The sequence below is a fragment of the Paenibacillus sp. FSL W8-0194 genome (assembly GCF_037969745.1).
Taxonomy (GTDB): Bacteria; Bacillota; Bacilli; order Paenibacillales; family Paenibacillaceae; genus Paenibacillus_AQ; species Paenibacillus_AQ cookii.
Genome location: NZ_CP150205.1, coordinates 2,808,565 through 2,827,749, shown reverse-complemented (window position 1 = coordinate 2,827,749; position 19,185 = coordinate 2,808,565). Strand labels below are relative to the sequence as shown.

At 54.0% G+C, this 19,185-nt stretch carries 22 protein-coding genes; 4 read left to right on the top strand and 18 right to left on the bottom strand.

Features of this window, described 5'->3' with window-relative positions; translation table 11 throughout:
* Positions 1-172: 172 nt before the first annotated feature.
* From MKY58_RS12705 to MKY58_RS12660, 10 genes are all read right to left on the bottom strand, one after another.
* Entirely contained in the window at positions 173-613 is a 441-nt protein-coding gene (locus MKY58_RS12705) for a hypothetical protein (RefSeq protein WP_339324841.1), read from the bottom strand.
* A 120-nt stretch (positions 614-733) separates the two neighbouring features.
* On the bottom strand, positions 734-1,354 hold the full coding sequence (locus MKY58_RS12700) for a TVP38/TMEM64 family protein (RefSeq protein WP_339324840.1): 621 nt from the start codon (positions 1,352-1,354) through the stop codon (positions 734-736).
* Positions 1,355-1,503: 149 nt separating this feature from the next.
* Positions 1,504-2,007: a DUF3600 domain-containing protein gene (locus MKY58_RS12695; protein WP_339324839.1), complete on the bottom strand. Its 504-nt coding sequence runs from the start codon at positions 2,005-2,007 to the stop codon at positions 1,504-1,506.
* A complete protein-coding gene (locus tag MKY58_RS12690) occupies positions 1,997-2,560 on the bottom strand; it encodes a sigma-70 family RNA polymerase sigma factor (protein ID WP_339324838.1) in 564 nt (187 codons plus the stop codon). Before MKY58_RS12690 ends, MKY58_RS12695 begins: the two co-directional genes overlap by 11 nt.
* A gap of 208 nt (positions 2,561-2,768) precedes the next feature.
* Entirely contained in the window at positions 2,769-3,530 is a 762-nt protein-coding gene (locus MKY58_RS12685) for an ABC transporter permease (protein WP_339324837.1), read from the bottom strand.
* Positions 3,531-3,533: 3 nt separating this feature from the next.
* Entirely contained in the window at positions 3,534-4,292 is a 759-nt protein-coding gene (locus tag MKY58_RS12680) for an ATP-binding cassette domain-containing protein (RefSeq protein WP_339324836.1), read from the bottom strand.
* A gap of 15 nt (positions 4,293-4,307) precedes the next feature.
* Positions 4,308-4,658 (bottom strand): DUF1048 domain-containing protein, encoded by a 351-nt coding sequence (locus MKY58_RS12675; RefSeq protein WP_339324835.1) that lies wholly within the window; start codon positions 4,656-4,658, stop codon positions 4,308-4,310.
* 12 nt (positions 4,659-4,670) lie between these two features.
* Positions 4,671-5,018: a DUF1048 domain-containing protein gene (locus tag MKY58_RS12670; RefSeq protein ID WP_339324834.1), complete on the bottom strand. Its 348-nt coding sequence runs from the start codon at positions 5,016-5,018 to the stop codon at positions 4,671-4,673.
* Positions 5,015-5,323, bottom strand: a complete 309-nt coding sequence (locus MKY58_RS12665; protein WP_310858113.1) for a PadR family transcriptional regulator — start codon at positions 5,321-5,323, stop codon at positions 5,015-5,017. The genes MKY58_RS12670 and MKY58_RS12665 overlap by 4 nt, the downstream gene beginning before the upstream one ends.
* A 298-nt stretch (positions 5,324-5,621) precedes the next feature.
* The gene (locus MKY58_RS12660) at positions 5,622-5,954 is read right to left on the bottom strand and encodes an iron-sulfur cluster biosynthesis family protein (protein WP_339324833.1); all 333 of its coding nucleotides are present in this window, start codon (positions 5,952-5,954) and stop codon (positions 5,622-5,624) included.
* 168 nt (positions 5,955-6,122) lie between these two features.
* Between MKY58_RS12660 and MKY58_RS12655 the strand changes: the two genes are divergently transcribed.
* Complete coding sequence (locus tag MKY58_RS12655) at positions 6,123-6,725, top strand: TetR/AcrR family transcriptional regulator (protein ID WP_339324832.1); 603 nt, start codon at positions 6,123-6,125, stop codon at positions 6,723-6,725.
* A 5-nt stretch (positions 6,726-6,730) separates the two neighbouring features.
* Complete coding sequence (gene map / locus MKY58_RS12650; RefSeq protein WP_339324831.1) at positions 6,731-7,477, top strand: type I methionyl aminopeptidase; 747 nt, start codon at positions 6,731-6,733, stop codon at positions 7,475-7,477.
* Positions 7,478-7,757: 280 nt separating this feature from the next.
* Here map and MKY58_RS12645 read toward each other — a convergent pair whose 3' ends face one another.
* The 4 genes from MKY58_RS12645 to MKY58_RS12630 form a co-directional block, all read right to left on the bottom strand.
* Positions 7,758-8,336, bottom strand: coding sequence for an MBL fold metallo-hydrolase (locus MKY58_RS12645; protein ID WP_339324830.1), 579 nt, complete (start codon positions 8,334-8,336; stop codon positions 7,758-7,760).
* A gap of 15 nt (positions 8,337-8,351) precedes the next feature.
* The gene (locus MKY58_RS12640) at positions 8,352-8,876 is read right to left on the bottom strand and encodes a DUF5946 family protein (RefSeq protein ID WP_339324829.1); all 525 of its coding nucleotides are present in this window, start codon (positions 8,874-8,876) and stop codon (positions 8,352-8,354) included.
* Between the two features lie 419 nt (positions 8,877-9,295).
* Entirely contained in the window at positions 9,296-10,516 is a 1,221-nt protein-coding gene (locus MKY58_RS12635; RefSeq protein ID WP_339324828.1) for an MFS transporter, read from the bottom strand.
* 513 nt (positions 10,517-11,029) lie between these two features.
* Positions 11,030-11,467 (bottom strand): Rrf2 family transcriptional regulator, encoded by a 438-nt coding sequence (locus tag MKY58_RS12630; RefSeq protein WP_212952216.1) that lies wholly within the window; start codon positions 11,465-11,467, stop codon positions 11,030-11,032.
* 242 nt (positions 11,468-11,709) lie between these two features.
* Here MKY58_RS12630 and MKY58_RS12625 point away from each other — a divergent pair, with 242 nt between their 5' ends.
* Positions 11,710-13,884, top strand: a complete 2,175-nt coding sequence (locus tag MKY58_RS12625; RefSeq protein ID WP_339324827.1) for a catalase — start codon at positions 11,710-11,712, stop codon at positions 13,882-13,884.
* Positions 13,881-14,174, top strand: a complete 294-nt coding sequence (locus MKY58_RS12620; protein ID WP_339324826.1) for a hypothetical protein — start codon at positions 13,881-13,883, stop codon at positions 14,172-14,174. Before MKY58_RS12625 ends, MKY58_RS12620 begins: the two co-directional genes overlap by 4 nt.
* A 330-nt stretch (positions 14,175-14,504) precedes the next feature.
* On the opposite strand, the gene MKY58_RS12615 is transcribed toward MKY58_RS12620, so the two are convergent.
* The 4 genes from MKY58_RS12615 to MKY58_RS12600 are packed head-to-tail and all read right to left on the bottom strand — an operon-like array spanning position 14,505 to position 19,184.
* Positions 14,505-14,831 (bottom strand): hypothetical protein, encoded by a 327-nt coding sequence (locus tag MKY58_RS12615; RefSeq protein ID WP_339324825.1) that lies wholly within the window; start codon positions 14,829-14,831, stop codon positions 14,505-14,507.
* On the bottom strand, positions 14,786-16,003 hold the full coding sequence (locus tag MKY58_RS12610) for an MFS transporter (RefSeq protein WP_339324824.1): 1,218 nt from the start codon (positions 16,001-16,003) through the stop codon (positions 14,786-14,788). Before MKY58_RS12610 ends, MKY58_RS12615 begins: the two co-directional genes overlap by 46 nt.
* Positions 16,004-16,037: 34 nt before the next feature.
* Entirely contained in the window at positions 16,038-18,272 is a 2,235-nt protein-coding gene (locus MKY58_RS12605) for a dipeptide ABC transporter ATP-binding protein (protein WP_339324823.1), read from the bottom strand.
* A gap of 15 nt (positions 18,273-18,287) precedes the next feature.
* A complete protein-coding gene (locus MKY58_RS12600) occupies positions 18,288-19,184 on the bottom strand; it encodes an ABC transporter permease (RefSeq protein WP_339324822.1) in 897 nt (298 codons plus the stop codon).
* Between the last annotated feature and the right edge of the window lies 1 nt (position 19,185).

The following is a 19,185-nucleotide window of genomic DNA, read 5'->3' as shown; positions in this document are numbered from 1 at the left end:
CCTCAGGTCGAGTTGGCATTGTGCCGCTTGCCAGCTCCTCCATGTCAATCGCTTCAGAAGCCGTCAGATTCGGGGACGGTCTATCCCCTCGCTGCCCGAAAAGCGCCCCCGCGCTTGAGCCAAGTCCGGGTGCGTCTCCAGGCAAGCGGACCGTCCTCGGAAACAATCATACTCACGGATATTCTCTCGATTCCGCATATTGGTCTACAATTACATTTGCTTTTTCTTCAGCTTCTTTTTCAAGAAATGGTTCATCATGAATCCATTGTTGGTAGTGGATTAACTCATGGGCAAATGATACAAGATAAGAAGCTAAGGTGTTATTTCTACCATATTTTGAATCCAACTCCTCAAAGTCGCCCGTTGCAATACGTATATATGGTTCATCATTTTTATTATATGGTGCAAAAAATGATGCAGAAACTTCCTCATTGAACTTAGTTAAAATATAATAGTCTTTTTTTAGATAGACCACAACTCTGATGGGAAATTCCATGTTACCTCTGATCCAGCTTGCAAACTCTAGGCATGCTCTTCTAACTTCCGGATGCACACCCGGAAGACTTCTTACTCTCAAACCAGTCCTTGTTTTCTTAATTTGCATGCAGTTCATACACCCTCTGCTTCCTGATATTTATTATGAGCCTTTTGGACAGTCATCAGTAAGATGCTTTTCCGGGAGCGCAATCATCTTTGCTCTATTTATCGTCTAACTCCTACTTCTTCCCCCGCCTTATTCCATGGTATCCGCGGCCGCCGCGGACATAAAATAGGCCTGCAACCTCCGGTTCAACCATAGGGAAGCTGCAATAAACAACGCTACTCCGATGAACGCGACAGGCTGGTCGATAAAGTCGGACAGATGCGTTCCGATATAGGAAACGCAGAATACCATGACTCCTTTGCCTAAAGCTACGGCTGCCGCAAAAGAAAACGTCGGCATTCGCGTTAATCCCGCTGCCATGTTAATGACGACGAACGGTCCGATCGGGAGCAGGCTTAAGAGAAAAACGAAGCTAAACCCGTTCCTTTGCGCCCACAACATGGCTTTTTGTACTTTCGGCTTGGCCGCCCAGCGCCGAATAAAGGGTGTATCCGCTGCTTTGCGAATCAGCCCGAAGGTAAGCAAGCTGCCCATAATGAGGCCGATCCAGGAATATAAAAAACCAAGCCACAACCCATAGATGGCGGCATTCGCCCCAACGATCACGATGGTAGGCAGCGGCGGAACAAACGATTTCAGAAAAGTTAACAGCACGCCGGGCAGCGGTCCCAGCGAGCGGAAACGCTCCAAAAAGAGTTCGATGTTTTGCTCCGTAAAATACTCCATAATGCTGAACTCGGCGCCTAACATAAAATGCGATCCCCTCCTATAACTGCAAGTGATTTCATTATACTACAGGATCGCTTGGTTTCCTGATGCATAAATTCGATTATTTTAATAGCACGTTTAAAGCTTGAGGGGACCCATCCGCATCGGAGACGGGTCCCCTCTTCATTTGCTTACGGCTTGGCGTTTCCGTTGATCTTCTCAAAAAACGGTGCCAACTTGGAAGAGAGTTGAGACCACTGCTGCTGTTCTTCTTTAGTCAGCTTCTCTTCATGCCTGACCCCATTTTTATCGGTCATCTTCAGCTTTAATTGCATCAACTGCTTGGTCAGCTCCATATATTCCTTGAATTCGGCTTCTGTGAGCTTGCCTTTTGCTGTCTGAAGGAATCTTTCGATCTCTTGATAATCTTCCTGTGTACCACCAATCTTTTCAATGTTTTCAACAGAACCGAATAGATCATCCACTAGATAGGAAGAAGCAAATACGGCAGACGGAATCAGGATCGCTACTGCGGCAATACCTGCAAGCAGGCGTTTTTTCATAGGAGACCTTCCTCTCTTTTCGTTCAGATAATGTTGATAGGACTGCTTGACACGTCCGTACAAATCGGGTGGACAGTGCATCGAATCAGCAACCTGGCGAAGTTCTTCGCGCAATTCCTGATCAATAGACATACTCGTTTCCTCCCGTCATTTCGATTCTTTTCCGGAGCTCATGAAGTGCCCGATGATGCCTGGATTTCACTGTGCCAACGGGGATTTGCAGAATGTCCGCGATTTCTTCCAGATCATAGTCGTGAAAATAGCGCAGGATGACGACCACACGCAGTTTGTAGGACAGCTGGCGAACTAAGCCGAACAGCTCGTGCTGCATTTCGGACTGCAGGAAAGCTCGGTCCGTCCAGTTGAACGGTTCGCAAGCCATCTGGCGATTTCGTTCAAAAAGGCGAATTCGCCGCCATGCTTTTCTTTTCCAATCCTGGACAAGATGGATCGTGATCCCATGCAGCCAAAACCGGAACGGCCTGTTCGGGTCGTATTGGTGAAACGACCGCCACATGCGCATGTAAACTTCATTCACGATATCCTCAACATCCTGTTTGTCGTAGACGAGAAAAGCAACGGTCCGATAGACGTCTTGATGAGTCGCCTCATAGACTAGCTGAAAGGCCGACTCGTCGCCGAGCGTCGCTTGTTCAAGCCACGATCGTAACTCTTTATCATTCATGGGGGCCCCTCCTGAACGTGTTACACCCCTTAATTCGCTCCAATGGGGAAAAAGGTTCCGTAAGAGAAAAACATATTTGAATAAAAATATACATCACCTGTGGCACGCCTGGATACAAACCAAAAAAACCTTAGTCGGCAGAAAGGCAGAACTAAGGTTTTTTGAGTATTAAATAGCGACAATCGGTTGATATCTGAATTTTTCGTAATTAAACTGCTCTCCGTTTATAAGCCCGCATCGCAAAGACATAAGCGACCAGCATAATTCCGACGCACCATGCAAGCGCGATCCAGATGTCATTGCCTACCGGTTGACTTGACAACAGGGCACGGATGGTTTCGACGATCGAGGTGACCGGCTGGTTTTCGGCAAAAGCGCGAACGACTTTGGGCATGGAATCGGTCGGCACAAAGGCCGAACTGATGAACGGCAGGAAGATCAGCGGATAGGAAAATGCGCTCGCCCCTTCGACCGATTTTCCGGACAATCCGGCAATTGCCGCGACCCAAGTCAACGCCAGCGTAAACAGCACGAGAATACCGGTTACGGCGAGCCAGGGCAGAATCCCTGCGGTCGAGCGGAAACCCATGATGAGTGCTACGAGAATGATGACGACGAGGGAAATCATATTGGATAGCAGCGAAGTTAGCACATGCCCCCACAGCAGGGCTGAACGCGAAATCGGCATGGAGTTGAACCGCTCAATGATGCCCCGCTGCTTATCCATAAACAGGCGGTAAGCCGTATAAGATATCCCGCTTGCGATCGCAATCAGCAGAATGCCGGGCAACAGGTAGTTCACATAGTTGTCCGTACCGGTTTGGATGGCGCCGCCAAACACATAGACAAACAGCAGCATCATCGCAATCGGGGTGATACAGACCGTGATGATGGTGTCCATGCTGCGGAAAATATGGCGCATGGAACGTCCGAGCATAACGCTCATATCGCTGAAAAAGTATCTATTCATCGATTATTTTCCCTCCTTATTACCGATAATGGCGAGGAAGATCTCCTCCAATGAAGGCTGTTTCTCCACATACTCCACCTTTGCGGGCGGGAACAGCTTTTTCAGTTCCTCAAGCGTGCCGTTGGTTATGATTCGACCCTCATGCAAAATGGCAATCCGATCGGCAAGCTGTTCGGCCTCATCCAAGTACTGAGTGGTGAGAAATATCGTCGTGCCGCCGTCGGCCAGCTCCTTGACGGTCTTCCAAACCTCGATGCGAGCCTCAGGGTCGAGCCCGGTGGTCGGCTCGTCGAGGAAAATGATCTGCGGATTTCCCACAAGGCTTAGAGCGATGTCCAGCCTGCGGCGCATGCCGCCCGAATAGGTAGATGCCTTGCGGTCCGCAGCTTCTGTCAGGCCGAAGCGTTCAAGCATATGATCCGCAACCTGGCGCGGATTTTTGAGGTGCCGCAGTTTGGCGATCAGGATCACATTTTCCCGTCCCGTCAAAATCTCGTCCACGGCGGCAAATTGTCCGGTCAAACTGATTGATTGCCGTACTTGGTCGGGCTTTGAAGCGACGTCAAAACCGTTGACGGTGGCGGTGCCTCCGTCCGGCTTAAGCAGCGTGGTGAGGATTCGGACCATCGTCGTCTTGCCCGCCCCATTCGAGCCCAGCAAGGCGAATATCTCGCCTCGCTTCACTTCAAAATCGACGCCCTTTAGGACTTCCTTGTCTTTGAAAGATTTTCGCAGACCTTTCACTTGAATTGCTTTTTCCATCCTCATACCCCCTTTTTATTTTGTTTTATCCGCAGCTTCTTTTATGGCCTTGTAAACTTTTTGGTCAACGGATTCTTGATAGACGTCAGCGTAAGTTTTTGAATCTTTGATTAGATCATCGCAGAAAGCCGCTACGTCACGGCCCGTCACTTCAAGCACGCCTTTCCCCATAGCCGCGCCCTCTTCAAAAAGATCGACAATCCCCGAGAGCAAACCCGTCCCCTCGGTTAGCTGGACAGGGCCGACCTTAAAGAGATATTTTTGAATCTCTTTATAAACAATCTGATAATCTTGCGGGAGCGCCTTTACACGCGCCACGTGCGCTCTCCACTCTTTTTTGCCTTCGATGATATCTCGTATTCTCATGTTAACCTCCTCCTATTTGCCTAATTTTTTAGCGATATTATGGTTGAGTTGCTCGCGCCACTTGTCGCGATAGGACTTTGCCCCATCGATGCCGACCAGCGCCAAGCAGAAGCCTTTGATATCGTCACCCAAAACCTCTTGGACACTTTGACCGTCCGCTGCCGTTTCTTCGAGCAGGCCAAGAACACCGTCGAGTATCGGCATGAGATTGCGACCGGTGAAATCGGAATGCGGCCAAAGATTGACATTAATTTTTTCCCATGCGGCTTGATAATCAGCAGGCAGTTTTTTCGCCCTCGCTTCAAAAGCTTTCATTTCCTTGGTCATGTCGCTGCCGGTGATTTTTTCCCAAAAATTCATTGTTTTTCCTCCTTTAACTCATTCATTTTTGATGATACGAACTCCCATTTTTCCCAGAACTTCCGCAGCTCCTCGCGCCCCGCGTCATTGATCGCGAAAAACTTTCGCGGCGGTCCCATGTCGGAGGGTTTCTTCGTGATCTCCACCAATTTGTTTTTTTCAAGCCGGATCAGGATGGTGTACACCGTTCCCTCCACAACATCTGAAAAGCCGAGGGCGTTCAGCCGCCGCGTGATTTCGTAGCCGTAGGTTTCTTGGCGGCTTATAATCTCAAGGACGCAGCCCTCAAGCACACCTTTGAGCATTTCCGTTAGGTTTTCCAACACCATCTCTCCTTGCTATTCTGTGTCACTGGTATCAAGTATTACTAAGTACCTCTATAAAGTATCACGCAGTAGCGGGAAAGTCAATGCCATTTCCTCATCAACGTTAAAAATAGGCTTACAATGGGGCAGCCATCCGCTTTTACATTTCAATTTATTCAATAGGTTCTTGCCATTCTGGCTCTTGATATCCATGGCTACACACAAAAAGCCGCAACTATGCGGCTTATAAGCGTGTATGTTCTTGTCGTTTTTAGATTCTTGAAACCGAGTTGGAGCGCTACTTTGAAGCCATGTCCCTGGCGTCCTTGATTCTGACATTGGTACTGTATAATGCCGAATCGCTGCTCACCTTGAACGACGGGTATGACCGGTCCGCTTCCAGCTTCAGCGCGTCGTCGAATAAGCTTTTCTGCTGCTTGTCGACCAGAAAAGTAAAGTTTTTTACAGGAACCCGAACGTCGGTGTCAAGCGGCTGATCCAAAATCTCGATGGCCAACACTCCGTTGCACCCGCAACTTTCGGTATCATAAAAAAGCTTGAAATAACCGGGACGCCCCGCCAAGCTGTTCGCGAGTTTTTCTTCCGTGTAAGAATCAATGAAAATGATCATTTTTCGTCCTCCTCCTTGCATCGTCTTCTTTACAATATCATGCTTATTATACTGATAAAAAATCAGTTCCACCATGATGGAGGTTCCCTTTCCGGATTGCGGAAATCCATCGTATGATGTATATTGGTTTTACATTGACATTACAGCAGGTCTAAAAAAGGAGGAGCCATGTCACCACGTACCAAAGAACAGAATGACGCCATCCGGGAGATGCGCATGAACCAAATTATGCAGGCTGCTGCGGAAGTATATTTGGAAAAGGGCATTCAATTGGAAATACGCGATGTTGCGGTCAAAGCAGAGCTCGGCTACGGAACCGTGTACCATTACTACAAAAATAAGCACATGCTTCTGGAAGATTTATTGTGGGATGCCTTGTATCGAACGGAATCGGCAGTACAGCCTGCAATGACGGGAGACGGCGGCAGCTTGCATAAAGCGGAGTGGTTCTCCAGGCTGCTTCTGCAGAAGTGCATCCAGGATCCTTCCGTATTTATACTGCTTAAAACGGTTGCGGATAATTTTCATCACTTCCCGGGAAACCGGTTCAGCAAGCTGTCTGAACATTTTCAGGAACGGATCTATTTGCCGTTTGTGCACATGATTCGCGAAGGAATCGATTCCAAGTCACCGGAGAAAACGGCTAATCTGATATTCGGCTCGCTGATCGGCTGCACAGCATTGAACATCCACCATCAAATGCGACACGAGATGGATGCGGACGGCATCGTTGACATGATTTTTTCAGGCCTACAGGCAAAGGAGAGATAAACGGAATGATCATCCTGAAATCGAAAGCGGAAATTGAAGAAATGAGAAAAGCCGGCCGAATCGTCGCTGCTTTTCACAAAACCATCTCAAGTATGATCCGGCCGGGTGTCACGACGCTTGAGATCGAGTCGTTCGCGCTGCGGTTCCTGAAGGAGAATGGCGCCAAGGCGTATACGATCGGCTACAACGGCTATCCGTATGCGACATGCGCTTCGGTCAACGACGTCATTGCGCATGGTTTTCCGAACCGGACCCCGCTCAAGGAAGGCGACATCGTCACCATCGACATCGTGGCGGAAAAGGACGGCTGGATCGGCGATTCTGCCTGGAGTTATGCGGTCGGCGAGGTATCGGAGGAAGCCCGTAAACTGATGCGGGTAACGAAGGAATGCTTGGATCTGGGCATCGAAAAAGCTGTCGTCGGAAACCGGATCGGCGATGTGATGCATGCGGTTCAAACCCATGCCGAGCGGAACGGATTTTCGGTGGTGCGCGATCTGCTCGGTCACGGCGTAGGCCGGGAGATGCACGAGGAGCCTAACTATCCCCACGTCGGAAAGCCCGGCAAAGGATTCCGCTTGAAGGAAGGGATGGTGTTGACGATAGAGCCGATGATCAATGCGGGAAAAGCGTTCATGACGGTGGATGCCGACGGATGGACCGCCAGAACCGCCGATGGCTCGCTTTCCGCGCAATACGAGCATACGATTGCCATTACTGCGGATGGACCAGTCATATTGACCGCACAATAGAAATCAATCCTTAGTTTGTGGAAATGTTGATCCGGAAGCTGAGCGGTGATCCCCTCTTCCTTCAGCGTTTCAAGCAAAAAATCGGCTGCGATTCGCATGTCTGCGAAAAGGCCGATTTTTATTTTTCCGTTCCCTTTTACCGTTTTTTAGTTTACATAATTATTTTATCGTTAACCTAATTTGTTTATTCTAATCGATTGTGGCCTATGTCCTCATCCTAAAAACACAAAAAGCGCCAACAATACGCTTTAACTGAAGGGACTTGAATCTCCGGATGAATTCAAAGGATGACATGCGGACCGTGCCCGGGGAATACCTTCCGTTCGTCGGTGTTTCTTAATAGCGCCCAGCTTTTATCAACCATTTCATTTGATTCAACGAACATAGGGTTCATTATTGGCAAATCGCCCGTAAAAATGCCCAACCCTTCGATAACAATGCTAATGGAATCATCCGAGTGACCCGGAGTATGAAGAATATATCCTGGGATGCCCAATTTTTTAATGAAGCTGGCTTTATCATTTTCATTGATGATGTGATCGGCCTCCACCTTTATTTCTTTGAAGCCGGGGAATTTTTTCATCGACTCATTCGCCGTTTCAAGAAAATCCGATTGCGTTCTGCTGATCATGAGTGCTACACCCATAGATTGCAGCTCTTGTACGATTCCGCAATGATCCGGATGAAAGTGGGTAACCATGACATAGGGAATGTCCTTCCAATCGATATGGTACTTTCGCAATTGGCTCGCCATCTTACCAAGCGTACCAGGCAACCCCGTATCGATGAGAAGGTACTTGTTTTGGCAGTCAATCGCATAATAATTCGTCGAACCGTAGCCAACGTTAATGACATTCATAAGTCCGCCTCCATCTTATCGTTCATATTCGTCGATATAGAGATCGCCCACAATTTTTGCGCTTGAATGATATCGTTCATACGACCGGTATACATCATTCGCCCATTTTAATAACATCGATTCTAGTTTTTTCTCCTTCAGTCCGATGAGGTCCATAACCGTTAAACATCCTCTTTCTTGAACGGGCAATGCAGGAATCAAAATTTCCGGATGGGACGATTTGTATTGATCCAAAACATGGCTCAACCGACTTGTCTTTGCGTACTTCCATTCGATTTCTTTTTCAAGCATCAAATACATTCTGGTGAGATGCAAATTGTTGTTCCACTTCCCATGAACCTCCGAATGCTGCAAACAATGGGCGTCGGCAAAAATAAACTGATTCACTCCACTCCCATCCATGAAATGTATTTGCAGATCATTGAAAACGTCAAAACATTCAAAGACTCCGCCCTCGGTGTGTGATCCACAAAATTGACATCTTCCGTAATCCTTTAACTCTAAGCCCTTTTTTTGGGCTTGTCGCACTATGTTCTGCATAGCCCCCACCTTCCCTTCAAAGGAACCATAACCATTATTGAATCATTATTGAATCATTATAGAATCATTATTGAATCATTATTGAATCCGTATCCCTTAGCGCCGTCCTAACGTTCCGCGCCATAGTTCTTAAAGAGCTGTTCATAGGAAATCGTTCTTTGGGGAATGCCGGTTGCCCGCTCCAACTGTCCCGTTGTATAAATCCGGATCGCCCCCTATAAAGCCATATTAAGGGCTAACGTTGCGTTAGGGTCAAGATGCAAATGAGCCATTGTAACAAAATCAAGGCGATTTCCCCGACGTTTTGATAATGGGAAGCGGCAGTGCTTCTTGGGCGACTGGCGGATCGACAGGACGCGGAACTTGGGCTTCGGCATTTTGTTGCGGATGCGGTTAAGCAGTTCCGGATACCGTTGGCCTTAGCCTGCGGCACCCGTCTCGTCTGCGGAGGACGATTGTCCCGGAACGGCCGCCCCCCGCTTTATGCGCCGCTCGAGGCGCAGGCTCGCCGCAAACACGACAAGCGACAGCGCCGTCATCGCGCCTGCGAAATAGCCGATTTGCCCGACGGTAGCGAAGCGCACGACTACGCCTCCGACCGAGGCGCCCAAAGCGCTTCCCACGTAAATGACGGAAGACTGCAGCGACAGGACGATGCCGGACGAAGGCCCCGACAGCCCGATCAGCCGATGCTGCTGGGCAGGATTAAACATGTAGCCGCTGAAGCCGTACAGAGCCATGGCAGCGATCGCCACGGCAAGAATGCCGGGCCGGCCGGCAAAGCCGTACAACGCCGACAGCAGGAATAACGAGGCGGCGAGCAGCGTCAACGCCAGCGGAATCGCCCGATTCGGGCCGATCCGGTCCGCAGCGATGCCCCCCGTCCGCACCCCGATAAAGCTGGCGATACCGGAAATGCACAACACGATGCTGATCATCCGGCCTCCAGCTCCGTATCCGGCAAACAGTTCGGAAACGTACGTAAAGAGCGCAAAAATCCCGGTGGCCCAGGCGAGCGTCGTCAGCAAGGCGGATAGCAGTTCCGGCCGCTTCAGATACGACAGGCGCTCCCGCATGCCGACGGCCCCGGCCGGCGCCACCTGCGGGAACAGCAGCCGAATGGCTAGCGCTGCGAGCAGCGTCACGCCGCCGACGATCCAAAACGTCGTACGCCAATCGAACGTCTGGGCGACCCACGTCCCGAACGGAACGCCAAGGATCAGGGAAACGGTCTGCCCCGCGATGACAATCGACACTGCGCGCCCTCGTTTTTCAGGCTCGGACAGCGTGGAGGCGACAGCGACTGCCCCCGGCGAGAATAGTCCCGCTCCCAGCGCGGCGACGATCCGCCCGGCCATCATCAGGCCGTATGAGGAAGCAAGACCGCACACCACGTTTCCGGCGGCGAGCAGCAGCAGCGCACCGAACAACAGCTTCCTGCGCTCCATCCTTCCGGTCAGTGTCGTCAGTATCGGCGACGACACGGCATAAACGAGCGAGAATGCCGTCACCAGCTGTCCGGCAAGCGCCGTCGAGACATGCAGCGCCGCCGCCAGCGTCGGCAGCAGCCCGCCGATCATGTACCCTTCCGTGCCGATCGCAAACGATCCGAGCGCCAACCAAAATATCCGTTTGTCCATAAAATCCTCTCCTTATTTAATTTCAACTTTCCAATGGAACTGAATGAGTTGCATTGAATGATATAAACAATCTCCTTTGCGGATGCACATTGAACTGTTCTCACCCTCAAAATAACCGTAACGGTTACATTGAGTGCCGAGATGAGTCCCACTGCCGGCCGTTACGACGCATACAGCGGACAAGCCGCAAGCTGAAATCGGATATCAAACATTTTCTTAGAGCGTATCCGATCAGGCAGATTTAAAACGGATATCGACCTGTTCTGCCGCTTCCATCCTACCCTGACTCAGGAAAGCTATCCGACGCCCCCTTCCATTGAAACTGAAACAGTTACATTGGTTGCCACAGAAAAAAAGTGGCTCGCGGATCGGTCTTCATTAAACAGCCAGAAGCATGCCTCGCCGGTTCATCGACGGGCCGGAATCCGAGCCGACAGCTGTTTCCGATCGGCCCGCTTATCTAAGATCTTCCGGCGATCGGCTCCTTATGGATGCCTGCCGCTTCCGGCGGCATCAACGCTTCCCGTGCTCGAGCGATGAACCGACCAGATCCTTGATCGTTTCCTGAGCCAGCCGGCGCTTCAGTGCTTCTTCGCTGTCTTCGTAGATCTCTTGCAGAGCCGGCTGAATGCCGTTGCCGATAATGCAGCTCGGGTTCGGCTGGCTGTGGTGCAGCTCGAACAGGGGCGTCTGCACGACGGCTTCGTACACGTCCAGCAGGCTGATCTCTTCCGGTCGGCGCGCCAGCTTCCAGCCGGCTCCTGTCCCGCCGTGCTGCACGAGCACCAGGCCCGCCTTTGCCAGTTGACCAAGAATCCGCCTCAGAAAAACCGGGCTCGTTCCCACACTGTTTGCGATCCGGTCGGAAGGGAAAAATTCGTCCTTCTCCGCCCAAAAGGCCAGCCAGGTCAAAATATGAAGCGCAATGGTATAACGGCTTACGATGGCCATGTTCGGCATCCCCTTTCAATAAAACCATTATAGTTTCATTGAATCCCCCTCGTCAACGAATCCCTTTCCCCTTTTCAGCGGAATTATATAATTCAGCGTCTTAGACACGTCACCTTTTGCTGCCTGATCGCCTCGAATCCGACGCTCCCGTTTATCTTCCCGTTTGGACGTATTTTGATCCGGGTAAATAAAATTTGTGAAATACTCGGACACCGTCCGTAACCAACAGGAGGGATTCATTGATGGACCATAAGAAAGGGCAGCAGCCGCAGAAGGACATGAAGGACAGCCAGTTGGAGGAATTCCGCGTAAGCGATGCGGGCGAACCCATGACCACCAATCAGGGCGTTCGAATTTCTGAGGATGAGCATTCGCTCAAGGCGGGCGAACGCGGTCCTACGTTAATGGAAGATTTTCATTTTAGGGAGAAGTTGACCCATTTTGACCATGAGCGCATTCCTGAGCGCGTCGTTCACGCCCGGGGCTTCGGCGTTCACGGTTATTTTCAGGTATACAAGCCGATGACAAAGTACACGAAGGCCAAATTTCTGCAGGATCCGTCCATAAAAACGCCGGTATTCGTACGTTTCTCCACCGTGGCCGGTTCGCGGGGTTCGGCCGATACGGTGCGGGATGCCCGGGGCTTTGCCACCAAGTTTTACACGGAGGACGGAAACTTTGACCTTGTGGGCAATAACATCCCCGTATTTTTCATTCAGGATGCGCTGAAATTCCCTGATTTGGTGCATGCGTTCAAGCCGGAGCCCCACAACGAAATGCCGCAGGCATCTACGGCGCATGATACCCACTGGGATTTTATTGCCAACAATACCGAATCGGCCCACATGGTCATGTGGACGATGTCGGACCGGGCGATCCCGCGCAGCTACCGGATGATGGAAGGCTTCGGCGTACATACCTTCCGGTTTGTCAATGACAAGGGCGAAGCGCATTTTGTCAAATTCCATTGGAAACCGCTGCTGGGCGTGCATTCCCTGGTCTGGGACGAAGCGCAGAAAATCGCCGGCAAGGATCCCGACTTTCACCGACGCGACCTGTGGGAAGCCATTGAAACAGGCAACTATCCCGAATTTGAGTTTGGCGTGCAAATGATCCGCGAGGATGAGGAGTTTAATTTCGATTTCGATATTCTCGACCCGACCAAAATATGGCCGGAAGAGCTCATTCCCGTCCAGCGCATCGGAAAAATGACCCTGAACCGCAACGTGGACAATGTGTTCGCCGAAACGGAGCAGGCTGCCTTTCACGTAGGCAACGTGGTTCCGGGAATCGACTTTTCCAACGACCCGCTGCTCCAGGGGCGCCTGTTCTCTTATACCGATACGCAGCTGATCCGTTTGGGCGGACCGAATTTCCATGAGATTCCGATCAACCGGCCCGTGGCAGAGGTTCACAATAACCAGCGCGACGGATACCATCGCATGACGATCAACCGGGGGCAAACCAGCTATCATAAAAACTCCCTTGGAAACAATGACCCTCGCCCCGTTTCGCAGCTGGACGGCGGATACGCCCACTATCAGGAAAAGGTGGATGGACGCAAAGTCCGGGCACGCAGCGACAGCTTCAAAGACCATTACACCCAGGCTAAACTTTTTTGGAACAGCATGTCCGACGTGGAAAAGCAGCATATCATTAAGGCTTTCCGGTTCGAGGTGGGCAAGGTAAGAAGCAAAAGCGTGCAGCAGCAGGTCGTCGACATGTTCGCGAACGTCGATTTGACGCTGGCCGAGGAAATCGCCCTTGGCGTCGGCGTCACCCCGCCGAAGGCGAAGGCCGGTGATGAAGCATCCGGGACAACGATGGCCGGAGGTGCCGAAACCAAGGCTTCGCCGGCGCTGAGCCAGCTTCGAACCGCCATGTCCCCGGCCACCCGTAAGGTGGCGGTGCTGGCCGCCGACGGATTCGACGCCGACGAGATGAAGGCCGTCCTCGCCGCCTTTGCCGAAGCGAAGGTCGTTCCGGAAGTCGTCAGCGAAAATCTGGGGATGATTGCCGGAACCGACGGCAGCCGGCTAGAGGTGATGCATACCTTCCTAACGGCCGATTCCGTGCTGTTTGACGCGGTCTATGTGGCCGGCGGGGAACAAAGCATGGCCAAGCTCCAGGGAATCAAAGAGGCGGTCAACTTTGTGACGGAAGCTTATAACCATTTTAAAACCGTGGGGGCTTCTGCCCAGGCTGCCGGGCTGCTGTCCGGCTCAGGCATTCATCTCGCCGATCCGGCCGCTACTTCGGGCTATCTGACGTCTCCGGACGAAGATACCGGGCTGGTCTTCCGAAAGGAGACGGAAGACGCCGGCGTCTTCGCCCGGCAGCTGGTCGACGCCATCGCCATGCATCGCCACTGGGGGCGGGAAATGCAGATGATTCCTTCAGTGAAGCGAACCGATTGAAAACGGATCGATATGAAGATAATCCTGCCTCGCTTTTTTGCGGGGCAGGATTTTTGAATTTCGGACCGTTTAAAAACTTGGAAGTAAATGACGATGCCCAGGATTTAATTCGACGAATATCTCCAAAGCTGATTGCTGCTGGAATTGACAAACCACTGCTGCATAGGTGCGGCGTCTCCGGTCTGTCCTCCGGTGTCAAGGGCCTTGCCAGTTGCGCGATTTACGATCTTCCAATAGTCCCCGTTTTGAGGCCTGATGGACCATGGCTGGGTAAACAGGAGCAATCCTAATTTTGCCTGACAATGGATCGGCCCATCGAATCCAAACGGAGTCCTGCGGCTTTATGACGATTTTGAAATAACCATTGCCCAGATCCGATGAACTCCTCCTGGTAGAATATCGAGCCCTGCAGTCCCCTTCAGATACGTATTGTTATCAAATGGTTTTTTCACATTCGAAATCCATTGCTCTACCCGCTTTGCATGGTGTAGTGTGTTCCATCGTTCCCGCAATTCGCAAGCAATCGGCCTTCTTCGCTGTTTACATAATCAATGTACCGCAATGCCGCATCGGAATCTTTGCTATTTGCGCCTGAGATCTGGCCTCCTATCCATTCAAAATCAGTTGAGTTCGGTCGGTTGCTCCAGGCATGGTCCGGCACCTGCCGCTTCCTTCCGTTTGCGCAGAAGGAGCGCCAGCGGAATGGCCAGCGCCACCAGCGCGCTCGCGAACAAAAACGCATCGTCGATGCTCCGCGTATACGCCTCGCGGCGTATCCACTCCGTGCCCTGCGCCGCATTGTTAGCGTGCAGACCGGACTCGTGCACGCTCATCCGCGCATAAAACACCGACGTGAACATGCCGAGCGCTCCCGCGCTGAATAGCTGCCGCAGCCAGTTGATCAGGGCCGATGCATGGCCCGATTCGGACTGCGGAACCGCCGCCATCGCCGCGGTGTCGCCGGCGTCAGCGACAGCCCCGTACCGACGTTGCGGATCGCCAGCCAGATCATGACGGAGACGAGCGTCGTTTCCGTGCCGAGCCGGCTGAAGCGAAACGTCGTCACCAGCAGGATCAGGCTGCCCAGGGCAATCAGCGCTGCCGGTCCAAAGGTGCGGTATCCTTTCCACGACAGGAACGTGGCCAGGGTCAGACACACGGCCGCGGGAAGAAAGAGCAGCCCGACTTGAAAAGACGACAGCCCTTGAACTTCTTCCAGGAACAGCGGGACAAAGTATACGCCGGAGTAGAGGGCAAAGGACAAGATCAGCGATACACCGAGGCTTGCGGCAAACGTGAAATTGCTGAACAATCTGAGGTTCAGCAGCGGTTCCTTCGCGCGCAGCTCGACCCTGATGAAAAGAGCGGTGCATGCGCCGCCGATCAGGAGGCAGCTCCACGTCCAGGCCGACCGCATGCCCCAGGCGTGCAGATTGCCGAACAGCAGCAGGATGGCAAGACTGCCCACAGTCGCCAGCAGGAGCCCGGCGGAATCCAGACGCTTTTGCGGACCCCGAACGTCCTTCGGGAGCAGGATACGGCCCGCCAACCAGGCCAGAATGCCGGCCGGCAGCGTCACGAGAAAAATCAGGTGCCAGTCGTGCTGCTGAAGCCACCCGCTAACCGAGGGGCCCACCGCCGTGCCAAGCACCGTCGAAAACGACCAGACGCTGACCGCTAGAGGCTGTCTTCCTCGCGGCAGCGTCTGATAAATCATGGCCAGGGACACGGGCTGAATCAGTCCGCACCATAAGCCCTGCAAGATGCGGAAGAAAATCAGTGCATGAATATTCCAGGACAGGGAGCACATCACGGAACTGACGGTGATTCCGGCCAGCGACAGCAGAAACATCCGCCTGCCGCCGAAACGGCTGGAGAGATAGCCGCTGACGGGAGCAATCATGCCGAAGGCCAGCGTAAAGCCCGTAATGATCCACTGCACGGTCCCGAGGCCGGTGTGAAAGATACCGATAAAGCCGGGCAGCGAAACGTTTAAGGAAACCATGGGGTACATGCCGACAAAGGAACCGCAGAACAGGGTGAGCAGAACCGGCCAAAACGGCAGACTGCCCTGCCCCTCTTCGGCCTTTGCCGCGGCAGCATTCATCGTGACTGACAATTCATAACCTCCCGTTCAGGTGGCGGCCATCCCGTCATAGCGCATAATGGCAGGCCGCGTGGTGACCGCTGTCCAGTTGGCGCAGCGCCGGCTCTTCCTGTCGGCAGCGGTCTGTCGCAAACGGGCACCGGGTATGAAACCGGCAGCCCGAGGGCGGATTGGCCGGCGAGGGAATTTCCCCTTCTAGGCTTCCGGCCGGCTTGCCTTGGCGGGGCGTGGTCTGCGGTATGGCCGCGATCAGAGCCTGGGTATACGGGTGGGCCGGGGCGAGAAATAGCGACTCGCTCGGAGCGATCTCCACGAGCTTCCCAAGGTACATCACGCCGATCCGGTCCGACAGATGCCGGACAACCTGCAGGCCATGGGCGATGAACAGGTAGGTCAGCCCCAGCTTTTGCTGCAGGTCCTGCAGCAAATTGATGATCTGGGCCTGAACCGATACGTCCAGCGCGGATACGGCTTCGTCGGCGAGAATGAACCGCGGGTTCAGGGCGATCGCGCGGGCGATGCCGATCCGCTGCCGCTGCCCGCCGGAGAACTCGTGCGGATACCGCTGCGCCCATGATGGGTCGAGCCCCACCAGCTCAAGCAGCTCGCTGACGCGCCGGTTGATTTCGGCCGGTGAGCGCTGCCCCTGACCGTGCACCTTAAGCGGCTCGGCGATGCTGTCGCCGATCTTCCAGCGCGGATCCAGCGATCCGTACGGATCCTGGAAGATCGTCTGCATATGCTGGCGGGCGGCGCGCAGTTCACGTCCTCCCAGGTTCGTCAGGTCCTTGCCGTCAAAAAGAACCGTCCCCGCCGTGGCACGCTCCATCTGGAGCAGCACCCGGCCCAGCGTCGACTTTCCGCTGCCGGACTCGCCAACCAGGCCGAAGGTTTCGCGCTTGCGGATCGAAAAGCTGACGTCGTCCACGGCGCGGATCAGCTTCTTGGCTTTGCCAATGCCTCCGCCATGCACCGGGTAATACTTTTTCAGGTGATTTACAGTAAACAAAACGTCCGATTCTTCCGCTTCTTCCGCTGCCCCGGATGCTTCAACTTTGCTGCGTCCTCTAGCGTTCTCATTTGTGCCGGCTCCCGGTGTAACGCGTAAATCCGCCACAACCATAGAACCCGCGGTTGTATCGGAACCTGCCATCATATTGTAACCCGCCGGGTCGCCAGAGCCTGCAGCTGCACCGGAAACAGCCATCGCATTGGATGCCGCCGCCGCACCGAAACCTTTAGCTGTACCGGAACCCTCAGCTGCACCGGAGCCCGCCGGCACGGCGGGGGCCATCCAGCCCTCCGACTGAACCAGCTCCTCCGCATGCCAGCAGGCGCTCCGGCGCTCGCCGGATCCGATTAAGACCGGGGCTTCCAGCGTGCAGCGCTCCGTGGCAAAGAGGCAGCGCGGGTGAAAGCGGCAGCCCTGCGGAAGTGCGGCCAGGCTCGGGATCGACCCTTCGATCGAATGCAGCTTCGTGCCGCGGACCGTGTCCAGCGTCGCGACGGAACGGAGCAGGCCCCGCGTATACGGGTGGCGCGGAAGATGGAACAGCTCGGAAGCCGGCGCCTCCTCAACGATTTCGCCGGCATACATGACGACGACCCGGTCGGCAATTTCGGCGGCGATCCCGAGATCATGGGTGATCAGCAGGATCGACATGCCGAGCTCAGCCTGCAGTTCTTTCAGCAGGCGCAAAATTTGCGCCTGGATCGTGACGTCGAGCGCGGTGGTCGGTTCATCCGCGATGAGCAGGTCCGGCCCGCAGGACAGCGCCATGGCAATCATGGCCCGCTGCAGCATCCCGCCGGACAGCTCGCCCGGATACTGCTTCAGCCGCAGCTCCGGCTCCGGAATGCCGACCCGCTTCAGCAGCCGGACGGCGCGCTCCCTGGCCTCCCGCTTGGATACTTTCTCATGCTGCAAGATGGTCTCCTGAATTTGCTGCCCGATCGTAAAGACCGGGTCGAAGGCCGCCATCGGCTCCTGGAACACCATCGCCATCCGTTTGCCGCGGATTCGGCGCAGTTCGGCCTCCGGCAGGCCTGCCAGATCCGTCCCGTCCAGAAGAAGGCTTCCTCCGCTGATGCGCCCGTTCTCATGGTCGATCAGACGCATGATCGCTTTGGAGGCCACCGTCTTGCCGCTGCCCGACTCCCCGACGAGGCAGACGGTTTCCCCGGCTTCGATCGACAGCGTCACGTCCCGGATCGCCTGCAGCGTCCCTTTTCGTGTCGTAAAATCGACGGACAGCTCCCGGATATCAAGCAATGTGCTCATTGATGTTCCCCTCCTTTAGCGCTGCGTGACTTTCTTCGGATCGAAATGGTCCCGAAGCCGGTCGCCGATGATGTTGACGGACAACACGAAGGCGGTGATGGCCAATCCCGGGAAGGTGCAGATCCACCAGGCCGCGGTCAAATAGCCTCTGCCTTGGGAGAGCAGCGTCCCCCAGTCCGGAACCTCACGCAGAACCCCGAGGCCCAGAAAGCTCAGGCCCGATCCCGTCAGAATGGACGTACCGATACCGATAGCTGCCATGACCAGCAGCGGAGACAGGCTGTTCGGCAGCACATGCTTCCAGAACACACGCAGCGGCGAAGCGCCGATGGATACTGACGCTTTGACGAACGTCCGGCTCTTGATGCTCAGCACCTGCGCCCGCATCACCCGGGCATAACCCGGCACGGAGGATACGGCTACCGCCAGCACGATGTTAAACAGGCTCGGACCGAGCGCACCGGCGATGGCCAGCGCCAGCAGGATGCCCGGGATCGTCATCAGCACGTCATTGAGACGCATGATCGCCGTGTCGATCCAGCCGCCCGCATAACCGGACAGCGCCCCGATCGTTCCCCCAAGCAGGCCGCCGACGAGGACGGAAGCAAAGCCGATAAAGAGCGAGTCCCGGCTCCCGTAGACGACCACGCTGAAAATATCCCGGCCGAAATAGTCGGTGCCGAACAGATGCGCGCCGCTTGGCGCCTGCATGATGCTGTCCGTCCGCATCTCCGTCGGGGCGTAGGGCGCAATCCATTGCGGCACGATGGCACAGGCCGCCACAAACAGAATGATGAATCCGGCCGCCACCAGGAACAGGTCGCTGGCCGTAAACTTACGGATTTTCGGTGCGGCCGCAGCCGCGAGCTTCCGCTCGCGCCAGACCGTCTTGGCGGATACCGCCTCCCTCATA